Source organism: Gluconacetobacter azotocaptans (genome assembly GCF_014174355.1).
GTDB lineage: Bacteria > Pseudomonadota > Alphaproteobacteria > Acetobacterales > Acetobacteraceae > Gluconacetobacter > Gluconacetobacter azotocaptans.
Window position 1 is genome coordinate 95,734 of record NZ_JABEQF010000001.1, and the last position, 10,831, is coordinate 106,564.

A 10,831-nucleotide genomic window follows, 5' to 3' on the forward strand; every position below is an offset into this window, starting at 1 on the left:
CGTTGCTGCCTTGGATTTTCCGAAAGCGTAATTATTGCCCGATCGGCAAGAGTGTGCCGCCGGTAGAGGCCCGAATATATCGTTCCGTGACAGGATCATTCCTGTGTCAATACATATGAGGAGGACGAAAATGTTGCTTCACCATTCCCCGGAGTCGCGGTCACATGGCAATGTTGACGTTGCTCTTTCAACGAAACTTTCAATTAAAAAACGCGAGAAAGTGAAATTATTGGCCACTTCGAAGTGGAAGGCCGGCACTGCTTTACGGCCCGTGACATGTCTGGCGGCTTTTGGCCTGTTCGCAACCGCTACCGTAACGCTTCCTCAGCCGGCGACCGCACGTGCGAACGATGGAAGTCTGGAGGCCCAGGGCGCCAGCGGCGCGAAGAAGCCCTCTCGTACTGCCGCGACGGGCAAGGCGCGAGGCGGCGTTCAATCGAAGCACAAGTCTGACGCGGATGAGCAGGTCATCGTGACCGGCACGCGCGCCCCCAATCGCCACGCGCGTCAGAGTTCGAGCCCCATTACGGTCGTCACGGCGGCTGCGCTGGCGCGTACGGGCGTGCCGAACCTGGGCGAGGCGCTGGCACGCACCTATCCGTCCATCAACATCCAGGCGATGGGACAGAACGCGGACGCCCTGACGTCGTCCATTCGCATGCGCGGGTTGAATCCCAATCACGTCCTAGTCCTGGTCGATGGCGTCCGCCGCCACACGACCGCGAATATCAGCACCGGCGCGGGGGTGAATTTCGGATCCACCCCGACCGATCTGAACACGATCCCCGCCGCCGCGATCGACCATATCGAAGTGCTGGAAGACGGCGCCGCCGCGCTGTATGGCTCCGACGCGATCGCCGGCGTGGTCAATATTATTACCAAAAAGAAGCCATCCGGCCTGCATGTCAGCGCGACGACCGGCGCCAACGCCTATAACGGCGACGGCTGGACCGCGCAATTGGACGCCGACGGCGGCATCAAGCTCGGCAACGACGGCTACCTGCACCTGTCCGGGCAGTTCATGCACCGTGACTATTCCGTCATCAAGGCCATCGATCACCGGCTGATCGAAGACCAGGCGCCGCCGGGCGCCTACACGGCGGGGGCCTACACCGGCAACCTCAAGATCCCGCTCTATTCGAATAAGGTCACCAACGTCCCCGAGGAAACCCGGGAATCCATGGCGCTCGCCTTCGGCAAGCCATTGTCCGAGAAGGTGGACGGGTACGGCCTCATCACGTACGCCCACCGTCATTCGCAGGCGTTCGAGCAATATCGCCTGCCCACCGTGCTGCCTTCGGTCTATCCGTACGGTTTCGAACCGATCGATGCGGGCGAGGAAAACGACTACGCCGCCACGCTCGGTCTGAAAGGGCACGATTTCTTCGGCTTCGACTGGAACCTCAGCACCACGTATGGCGCCGATCAGATCAATATCTCGACGAACAACAACATCAATCTCGGCATGCTGAAGTCGACATGTGTTCCTGCATCGGTCGACCCCACATCCCCTTATGCGTCGGGGGACGGGTGCGGCTACGCGAAGACCAAATTTTTCCTCAAGGGTTTCACGGCCGCGCAGTGGGACAACAAGCTGGATTTCCGCCGTGGGTTTACCCTGCCGTTCCATATGCCGCTCAACCTGGCTTTCGGAGCGGAGCATCGTCTCGAAACATATGAACTGTCGCCGGGCGAACCCTCGTCCTATCAGCTCGGCGGCCCGCAGGCCATCGTCGGGCTGACGCCCAGCAACGCCGGGTCGTGGAGCCGCGATATCTGGGCCGGATATATCGACACCGACATCAAGCCGCTTCCGCACTGGGATATCGATCTGGCCGGACGGTTCGAGCACTATACGGACTCCGGCAATACCGAAAACGGAAAGGTTTCGACACGCTACGACTTCACCCGGCGGATCGCGATCCGGGGAACGATCAGCAACGGCTTCCGTGCGCCCACCCTGGCCGAACAGCATTACAGTTCCGCCAGCCTGTCGCCGACGATTGCGGGCGGCCTCCTGCCCGCAAATTCGACGGCCGCGCGTGAGCTGGGCGCCACGCCGCTCAAGCCCGAACGGTCGTGGAATCTGTCGGGCGGCTTCGTTCTGGAACCGCTCGACGGTTTCCACGTCGAAGTTGACGCCTACCAGATCGCGATCCGGGACCGTCTGGTCAGCAGCAGCTCCTATAACGGGTTGCCGGCGGTCGCTGCCCTGGAATCCTTCGGTTTCAGCGTGCCGTCGACCATTCCGCCCCAGAACGTCACAGCCAATTACATTACGAACGGCGCCAGCACGCGTACCCAGGGTGTGGATATCAAGGCGGACTACCTGCTGCACCTGCATCGCTACGGCAATGTGGCTCTGACGGCGGCGCTGGATCTGAACCGGACCCGCGTCGGTCACATCGCCAGCGGCGCGAACGGCGCGCCGCTGCTCAATGCCCAGGCGATCTCGCAGTTCACGACGGAATATCCGCGGAGCAAGCTGATCCTCAACGCTCTCTGGACGATCGGCAATTTCGACATCAACGTGCGCCAAAGCCGCTATGGCGAAACGACCAGCCTGCTGACCTACCAGGATTGGGCGACGGGCACCTGTCCCGACGGATCGTCCCAGCAGTATTCGACAAAGTGTTTCTATCAGTTCAAGGGGTCGCCCCGCTGGCTGACCGATCTGCAGGTCGGCTACCGGGTTAATTCCAACTGGCACGTGGCCCTCGGCGCCAATAACATCTTCAACATTCGTCCCCGTAACATCCCGCAGTCGACACGCTATAACGGAACGAATATTTACGACACCAACGCCGCAAGTATTCCGATGACGGGCGGATATTATTACGGTCGTGTCGACGCGACCTTCTGAAGGTCGCAGCCGACACCTGAGGGCGTCGTCTGGAAATCGGTCTTATGACCGGAATGGTGCTGGCGGGCTGTATTCCACGTGCAGTTCGCCAGTCACCTCGTCACTCGTGGCAATAGATGACGGCCATCGTCATAATGGACAGCCTTCCAGGCTGGCGCTTCACTGCGACATTGTATCAAGATGGCTGGCGTACAGGCGTTCGGCCCGCCGTTCCGTCGGGCGGATGGCCGCGTTCCCTGAGAGTAGACCCATGACTCGTTTGCTTACGGCCCTGTGCGCTTCCTTCGGCTGCCTGATGCTTGGGGCGTGCGTCGATATGTCCCCCGCGCAATCGGATGTCCGGGCGCGCGATGCGTCCCCTCTGGGCCATGCATCGGCCTCCGATCCCACGCCGGCGCGTTATTCCGAAGATCACAGGCTTCAGTTCCATTTTTCTCCGCCGGAATACTGGATGAACGATCCCAACGGGCTCGTTTATTTCGACGGTGAGTATCACCTGTTCTATCAATATAATCCCCAGGCCGCGGTGTGGGGGCCGATATCCTGGGGGCATGCGGTCTCGCGCGATCTGGTGCATTGGGAAAATCTGCCCATCGCGCTTAGGCCGGACAAATGGGGACAGGCCTGGTCGGGCAGCGTCGTTGTCGACTGGAGCAACAGCAGCGGGCTGGGCTCCAATGGGACCCCACCCCTGGTGGCGCTCTACACCGCGCACAACCGGGAATTCAAGGCGGCCGGGCTGACGCAACCTGAAGGTCAGCACCTTGCCTACAGCATCGACCGGGGCCGGACCTGGGTGAAATATGCAGGCAATCCCGTTCTGCCCAACCCGGGGGACGAAAGAAATTTTCGTGACCCCAAGGTCGCATGGCACGCCGCGTCGCATCAATGGGTGATGGCGCTGGCAGAAGGCGACCACAGCGTCTTCTACGGTTCGCCCGATCTTAAGAACTGGCGCTATCTCAGCGCATTCGGCAGGAGCATTGGCGGACATGGCGGGGCGTGGGAATGCCCCGACCTGTTCCCGTTGACTGTCCGGGAAACCGGCGAGACAAAATGGGTGCTTGTGCAGAGCCTGAATGCGGGTGGCCCCAATGGCGGGTCCGGGGTGCAATATTTCGTCGGTGACTTCGACGGGACGCGTTTCATCCTCGATCCGCAGTTCGCGGCAGCCGTGCGGAAGCTGGGTGGCGTGTGGCTCGACTGGGGGCGGGACAATTATGCCGTCGTCAGTTGGTCGGACGTGCCGGCGGCCGATGGACGCCGCATCGCGATCGGCTGGATGGCGAACTGGGACTATGCGGCAAAGGTTCCGACCGAACGGTGGAGGGGCGCCATGACCTTGCCGCGCACCCTTGATTTGCGAAAGACTGCCGATGGATATCGTCTTTTCGTCAATCCGGTAAAGGAATTGGATACCCTGCGGGGCGCGCCGCACGCCATGCCCGCCCACGTCGTTGACGGCCCGCTGGCGCTGCCCGTGGCGCCCGGCGCCGCCAGCCAGTCGGATATGCTGCTGCACTTCGACCGGCCCGCCGGGCCGGTCCGCTTCGGCCTGATCTTTTCCAACGCGCGGGGCGAGGAGTTTCGTGTCGGCTACGACGACGCCACGGGCTGCTATTTCAGCGATCGGCGCAAGGCCGGCGATCGGGCCTTCTCGGACCGGTTCGCCATCGGAGTTCACAGCGCCCCGCGTGCCTCGACGGCTGATCGGATCGACCTGCGGTTGTTGATGGACGCCTCTTCCATGGAAATGTTCGCCGACGGAGGGCAAACGGTGATGACGGAAACATTTTTTCCGTCTCAGCCCTTCGACCGCGTTTCGCTTTTCAGCGAAGGTGGGAGTGTGCGGTTCAGGGGAGGCATCGTCTATCCCATGCACCGCATCTGGCCGACCCCGGGAAGGCAGCAGGTGGAAGTTCCGTCGCATGATGCGAGCCAAAACAGAAACCCATGAAGGCGGGGGGCAATCCCCTCGCAATCAAATGGCGTTCCGTCACTAGACGACCGGTCTAATCGAGGGTAGGTTAGGCTCATGAACGCCTCTCTCGCCCAGAACGACATGCGTCGCCATATCCTGGAGACGGCCCGGCCGATCATCGGGGGCAGGGGATTCTCGGCGGTCGGCCTGAACGAGATTCTCGGGGCGGCGCGGGTCCCCAAGGGATCGTTCTATCACTACTTCGCGTCCAAGGAGGCGTTCGGCGAAGCCCTGCTGGAGCAGTATTTCGCGGCCTATCTGGCGCGGATCGACACTCTGTTCGCGGAACCCGGCCTGAACGCTGCCGAGCGCTTCATGAAATACTGGACGGCCTGGCGTGACAGGCACATCGCCGGCGAAGTCCATGATCATTGCCTTGCCGTCAAGCTGGGGGCCGAGGTGTGCGACCTGTCGGAGCGGATGCGCGTTATCCTGCAGGAAGGCACGGCGGGCGTCGTGGAGAAGTTGTCCCGCTTCATCACGGCGGCAAAGCAGGACGGGTCGCTGACCATACATCAGGATGCCCGGTCGCTGGCCATGGCGCTCTATCAGCTGTGGCTGGGCGCGACGCTGCTGGCGAAGTTCACGCGGGACAGTCAACCGTTCGACGAAGCCATGACGACCACCCGGCAGATGCTGAATCTGTCCGGATGACTGTCCCCGTTCGACGAGTCCGGGTGACGGATCCCGGGCAACCGATCGCCACGTGGCGCATTCACGATATAGACGACTGGTCTAATAAGGACATGACCTTGCGGAATTTCGAGTTCTACAATCCGGCCCGTGTCCTGCTCCTCTACGATGGTTCCGGCGCAGGGAAGGGCGGGACATGGGGCGAGGGCGCTCTCCCAGTCTTCCACAATCGGGACGTTTTCCCATGGCTGCTGAAAACCATGCCAACCGTCGGATCGTGCTTGCTCCGCGTCCGTCGGGTGCGCCCGTGCCGGACAATTTCCGGCTGGAAACGCCGTCCGTGCCGGAACCCAGTTCCGGGCAGGTGCTGCTGCGTACGCTCTGGCTTTCGCTCGATCCCTACATGCGCGGACGGATGTCCGAGGCGCCATCCTATGCGCCGCCAGTGGACATCGGCGAGGTCATGGTCGGGGGAACCGTCTCACAGGTGGTGACGTCGAACCGTGACGATTTCGCACCGGGCGATCTCGTGCTTGGCGTTTCGGGCTGGCAGGAGTACGCGCTCTCCGACGGGAGCGACCTGACGAAGCTGCCGCGGGACATGACCCATCCCTCGTGGGCGCTGGGCGTGCTGGGCATGCCGGGCTTCACCGCGTGGCACGGGCTGTTGAAGATCGGCGAACCGAAAGCCGGCGAGACGGTCGTTGTGGCAGCCGCCAGCGGCCCGGTGGGGGCCACGGTGGGCCAGATCGCCAAAATCCGGGGCGCCCGCGTGATCGGCGTCGCCGGCGGCGAGAGAAAATGCCGCCATGTCGTCCAGGAACTGGGCTTCGACGCCTGCATCGATCACCGCGCGCCCGACTTCGCGGCGCAACTCAAGGCGGCATGCCCGGGCGGGATCGACGTCTATTTCGAGAACGTGGGGGGCATGGTGTTCGACGCCGTGCTGCCGCTGCTGAACGATCACGCCCGCATGCCGGTCTGCGGCGTCATCGCCCATTACAATGATGATTACGCGCTCCAGCCGGGTCCGGACCGGCTGCCGTATTTCGCCAGCCTGATCCTGCGCAAACGCTTCCGCGTGCAGGGCTTCATCATCACCGATCATTACGCCGACGAATATGCCGATTTTGCCCGGCAGATGGGGGCCTGGGTCCATGACGGTCGCGTCCGGTATTTCGAAGATATTGTCGATGGGCTTGAGAAAGCGCCCGACGTGTTCATCGGCCTTCTGGAAGGCCGGAATAACGGTAAGCTGGTCGTTCGCATGTCGAACGACTGAAAGCAGGGGGCAGCGTACATGAAAATCCTGATGGTGCTGACATCGCACGACCGCCTGGGGGAAACGGACAAGAAGACCGGCTTCTGGCTGGAGGAATTTGCGGCCCCCTACTACGTCTTTCTGGATGGGGGTGCCTCCGTAACGTTGGCGTCGCCCAAAGGTGGCCAGCCCCCGCTCGACCCGAAGAGCGACGCGCCCGACTTCCAGACCGACGCGACCCGTCGCTTCAGGGCGGACGAAGACGCACAGGAACGCCTCGCCAGCACTGTGCGGCTCGCGGATGCTGTCGGTGGGGAGTACGACGCGGTGTTCTACCCCGGCGGTCACGGCCCGCTGTGGGATCTGGCCGAGGACAGGGCCTCCATCGCGCTGATCGAGACAACGATCGCCGCCGGCCGGCCCGTGGCGGCGGTCTGCCATGCGCCGGGCGTGCTGCGGCATGTCCGGGGCGCTGACGGCGCCCCTCTGGTGCAGGGAAAGAACGTCACGGGCTTTTCCAACAGCGAGGAGGAGGCCGTGGGGCTGACCGGGATCGTGCCGTTCCTGGTCGAGGACATGCTGAAGGCCAATGGCGGCCGCTATTCGAAAGCCGCCGACTGGCAGCCCCATGTGGCGGTCGACGGGCTGCTCGTCACCGGGCAGAATCCGGCCTCGTCCGAGGTGACGGCAGAAGCCCTTCTTACATCGCTGCACAAAGCAAATGCATCATGACCGTCTTTGTCGTCTTCACCGTCGACGGGGTCAGTGAGGCACAGTCAGGAAAGATACATTCATGAGCGGACCTGTTCTCTTCCAGCCGATAGGGCTTAAAGATCTGACGCTGCCCAACCGCATCGTCGTGGCGCCCATGTGCCAGTATTCGGCCGTCGATGGCCGGATGACGGACTGGCATCTCATCCATCTGGGGTCGCTGGCGCTGTCCGGCGCGGGGCTGCTGACGATCGAGGCGACGGCCGTGCTGCCGGAGGGCCGGATCACCTATGGCGATGTCGGTCTGTGGGACGATCAGACCGAGGGCGCGATGCACCGCGTGCTGGAGGGTGTCCGCTCGGCGTCGGACGTCCGGATTGCCATCCAGCTGGCGCATGCCGGGCGCAAGGCCTCGTGCGAGGTGCCGTGGAAGGGTGGCGGACATATCCCGCCTGACGCCACGAATGGGTGGCAGACGGTGGCACCGTCGGACGCGCCCTTCCAGTCCACCGATCATGCGCCGATGGCGCTGGACCGCGAGGGCATGGTCAGGGTACGCGACGCCTTCGTCGCCTCCGCCCGCCGGGCCGCGGCGCTGGGGATCGACGCCGTGCAGTTGCACGGGGCGCACGGCTACCTTCTGCATCAGTTCCTCTCGCCGCTGTCGAACCGGCGGGACGACGCCTATGGCGGATCGCTCGAAAACCGGATGCGCTTTCCGCTGGAGGTGTTCGACGCCGTTCGCGAGGCTTTCACCGGCGGGCCGGTCTCCGTGCGGGTATCCGGCACGGACTGGGTGGAGGGTGGCTGGGATGTCGAACAGACCATCGCCTTCGCGAAGGCCCTGGAAGGGCGCGGTTGCGACGCCATCCACGTTTCCAGCGGCGGCTTGAGCCCCCGGCAGGCCATTCCGGTGGCGCCGGGGTATCAGGTGCCGCTGGCCCGCGCGGTCAAGCGGGAAACGACCATGCCCGTCGTGGCGGTCGGCCTGATCACCGGCTTCGAGCAGGCCGAGGCCATCGTGGCGACGGGGGACGCCGACATGATCGCCCTCGCGCGCACCATCCTCTATGATCCGCGCTGGCCTTGGCATGCGGCAGCGCATCTGGGTGGCCATGTCAAAGCGCCCAACCAGTATCTTCGCTGCCAGCCGCGGACACACAAGGATCTTTTCGAAGTCTGATGCCTGTCGGTCGCGCGTGATTCTGTTTCACACCGACCGACCTTCAAGCAGGATGTCCAGGACGGCCTGGACCGGCTCGATCCCGTCCGTTTTCCCGCCCCGTCTGCTACCTGATCGCTGGAAGAAGGTCGTCGATGACGCGATAGAGACGATCGCACAGCAGGTCGATTTCCTCGATCGTGCAGCACAGGGGCGGGGCAAGGCCGATAATGTCGTCACCGAACGCCCGGAACAGTATCCCGGCCTCGTAACCGGCCTTGGACAGCTTGGCCGCAAGCTGGAGATCAGGGGCGGGCTTGCGTTTGGTCGCCTTGTCGGACACCAGTTCGATGCCGGCCAGCATGCCGCTGATCCGCACATCGCCGATCAGGGGATGGTCGGACATCGTGGTCAGGCGGGCTGCGAGATGCGCGCCTGCCCGCAGGCCGTTATCCAGCATGCCGCCCTCGTACAGATCAAGGACCGCAAGGCCGATCGCCGCACTCACGGGATGGGCGCTGTAGGTCATGCCGTGTCCGACCGGCGTGCCGGCGGGGGTGTGGTCGCGAATGGTCGTATATATGTCTTCGGACATGAAGACCGCGCCCATCGGGGCGTAGCCGGACGTCAGGCCCTTCGCCACGGTCATCATGTCGGGGACCACCTGCTCGGTCTCGCAGGCGAAGAGCGGGCCGGTCCTGCCGAAACCGGTAATGACCTCGTCCGCGACGAACAGGATGCCGAGTTCGGTGCAGGTGCGCCGCATCGCGGCAAGCCAGCCGGGGGGCGGCACGATCACGCCGCCTGATCCCTGCACCGGTTCGCAGAAGAAGGCCGCGACCCTGTTGGCCCCGAGATCTTCCACCTTCTGGCGAAGCGAGGCGACCGATTCCGCGATGATCGTCGCCGCCTCGCCGTCACCGGCATGGCGGTAGGGATAGGGGCTGGGAATATGATGCTGCCACGACAGCGGCACGTTGGCGTCGCGGTGGAAGGTCGCCAGGGCGGTCAGCCCCGCCCCTGTATAGGTCGAGCCGTGATAGCCCCGCGACAGCCCGATGACGTGCCGCTTCCCCGGCGTGCCGCGTGCATGCTGATAGAAGCGGATGAAGCGCAGCGCGCTGTCTACCGCGTCGGATCCGCCCTGGGAAAAGAAGACGCGGTTCAGGTCGCCAGGCGCCCGCGCCGCAAGCCGCCCGGCGAGTTCGATCGCGGCCTCGCTCGCAAAGCCGAAATAACCCGTGGCGTACGGCAGGCGCGCCATCTGTTCGGCAGCGGCGTCGACCACGCTCTGGCATCCGTAGCCGACGTTGACGCACCACAGGCCCGAGAAACCGTCCAGAAGCTCTTTGCCATGGATGTCGGTGACCCATGCGCCCTTGCCCGAACGGAGAATACGGGCCCCCGCTTCTTCATGGTCCCGCCATGAGGAAACCGGATGAATGAGGTGATCCCGGTCGGTCCGGAGAAGTGTTTCGGCGTCCATGTCGCGGTCGATCCCGGTTGTTTCGTCGTCCAGGATCGAATTTTGCCCGAGTGGCGCAGACGATGTGACCGGAAATTCCTTGGCCGGGAAAAGATCATGCCGTTTCGCGACCGTGATCAGCCGGATCGGCCGGCCGTTGTCGCAGGGACGCCTTTCGCCGCGTCAGGTCGCGGCGGACTCAATGATGCTTTCGATCGAGATCGCCGGCTTGATGATCGGCGACTTGATGACGATGTAGCTGAAATATTTCTCGATGCCGATGTTGCTGTCCAGCAGCGCCTCGATCACGCCCTGATAATGTTCGACGCTCCGGGCCATGAATTTCAGCAGGTAGTCATATCCCCCGCTGACCAGATGACACTCCACGACCGATGGAATCTTCTGGATATGGTTCTCGAAACGCGAAAAATCGTCGCGCCGGTGGTCGGACAGCGTCACCTCGGTAAACACGGTCAGCAGGCTGCTGATTTTCTGCAGATTGATATGCGCGCCGTAGCTGGTGATGTATCCGCTCTTTTCCAGCCTCTTGACCCGGATCAGGCAGGGGCTGGCCGAAAGCCCGACGCGGCGTGCCAGTTCGACGTTCGTCAGACGGCCATTGCTCTGGAGCTGGGCCAGAATGCGCAGGTCGATCCGGTCAAGCTTGGAGAGTGGCAGCATGGCTCGGGATACCTTGTTCACGACGCGCGGGGTCGCGATGCGAGGGGCACGGTGTGCAGGGGCTTGGCGCGGCC

Annotated in this window: 8 protein-coding genes; 6 read left to right on the top strand and 2 right to left on the bottom strand. The window is 63.3% G+C overall.

The features are described from left to right. The first annotated feature begins 271 nt into the window (after positions 1–271). The 6 genes from HLH34_RS00505 (at position 272) to HLH34_RS00530 (ending at position 8,632) form a co-directional block, all read left to right on the top strand. The gene (locus HLH34_RS00505; protein WP_373318571.1) at positions 272–2,863 is read left to right on the top strand and encodes a TonB-dependent receptor plug domain-containing protein; all 2,592 of its coding nucleotides are present in this window, start codon (positions 272–274) and stop codon (positions 2,861–2,863) included. Between the two features lie 316 nt (positions 2,864–3,179). Beyond that, positions 3,180–4,820: a glycoside hydrolase family 32 protein gene (locus tag HLH34_RS00510; protein ID WP_264784212.1), complete on the top strand. Its 1,641-nt coding sequence runs from the start codon at positions 3,180–3,182 to the stop codon at positions 4,818–4,820. A 78-nt stretch (positions 4,821–4,898) separates the two neighbouring features. After that, a complete protein-coding gene (locus HLH34_RS00515) occupies positions 4,899–5,498 on the top strand; it encodes a TetR/AcrR family transcriptional regulator (protein WP_183117637.1) in 600 nt (199 codons plus the stop codon). A 223-nt stretch (positions 5,499–5,721) separates the two neighbouring features. After that, on the top strand, positions 5,722–6,759 hold the full coding sequence (locus HLH34_RS00520; protein ID WP_183117638.1) for an NADP-dependent oxidoreductase: 1,038 nt from the start codon (positions 5,722–5,724) through the stop codon (positions 6,757–6,759). Between the two features lie 18 nt (positions 6,760–6,777). Then, the gene (locus HLH34_RS00525; protein WP_183117639.1) at positions 6,778–7,470 is read left to right on the top strand and encodes a type 1 glutamine amidotransferase domain-containing protein; all 693 of its coding nucleotides are present in this window, start codon (positions 6,778–6,780) and stop codon (positions 7,468–7,470) included. A gap of 61 nt (positions 7,471–7,531) precedes the next feature. Beyond that, positions 7,532–8,632: an NADH:flavin oxidoreductase/NADH oxidase gene (locus HLH34_RS00530; RefSeq protein ID WP_183117640.1), complete on the top strand. Its 1,101-nt coding sequence runs from the start codon at positions 7,532–7,534 to the stop codon at positions 8,630–8,632. A 106-nt stretch (positions 8,633–8,738) separates the two neighbouring features. On the opposite strand, the gene HLH34_RS00535 is transcribed toward HLH34_RS00530, so the two are convergent. Then, positions 8,739–10,097 (bottom strand): aminotransferase class III-fold pyridoxal phosphate-dependent enzyme, encoded by a 1,359-nt coding sequence (locus HLH34_RS00535; RefSeq protein ID WP_183117641.1) that lies wholly within the window; start codon positions 10,095–10,097, stop codon positions 8,739–8,741. Positions 10,098–10,259: 162 nt separating this feature from the next. Further along, positions 10,260–10,757, bottom strand: coding sequence for an Lrp/AsnC family transcriptional regulator (locus HLH34_RS00540; RefSeq protein ID WP_183117642.1), 498 nt, complete (start codon positions 10,755–10,757; stop codon positions 10,260–10,262). Positions 10,758–10,831 lie beyond the last annotated feature (74 nt).

Bases quoted from the DNA above. Each gene is read 5' to 3' on its own strand.
- HLH34_RS00535 (WP_183117641.1), bottom strand. From the start codon at position 10,097: ATGGACGCCGAAACACTTCTCCGGACCGACCGGGATCACCTCATTCAT.
- HLH34_RS00520 (WP_183117638.1), top strand. From the start codon at position 5,722: ATGGCTGCTGAAAACCATGCCAACCGTCGGATCGTGCTTGCTCCGCGT.
- HLH34_RS00510 (WP_264784212.1), top strand. From the start codon at position 3,180: ATGTCCCCCGCGCAATCGGATGTCCGGGCGCGCGATGCGTCCCCTCTG.
- HLH34_RS00530 (WP_183117640.1), top strand. From the start codon at position 7,532: ATGAGCGGACCTGTTCTCTTCCAGCCGATAGGGCTTAAAGATCTGACG.
- HLH34_RS00525 (WP_183117639.1), top strand. From the start codon at position 6,778: ATGAAAATCCTGATGGTGCTGACATCGCACGACCGCCTGGGGGAAACG.
- HLH34_RS00515 (WP_183117637.1), top strand. From the start codon at position 4,899: ATGAACGCCTCTCTCGCCCAGAACGACATGCGTCGCCATATCCTGGAG.
- HLH34_RS00540 (WP_183117642.1), bottom strand. From the start codon at position 10,757: ATGCTGCCACTCTCCAAGCTTGACCGGATCGACCTGCGCATTCTGGCC.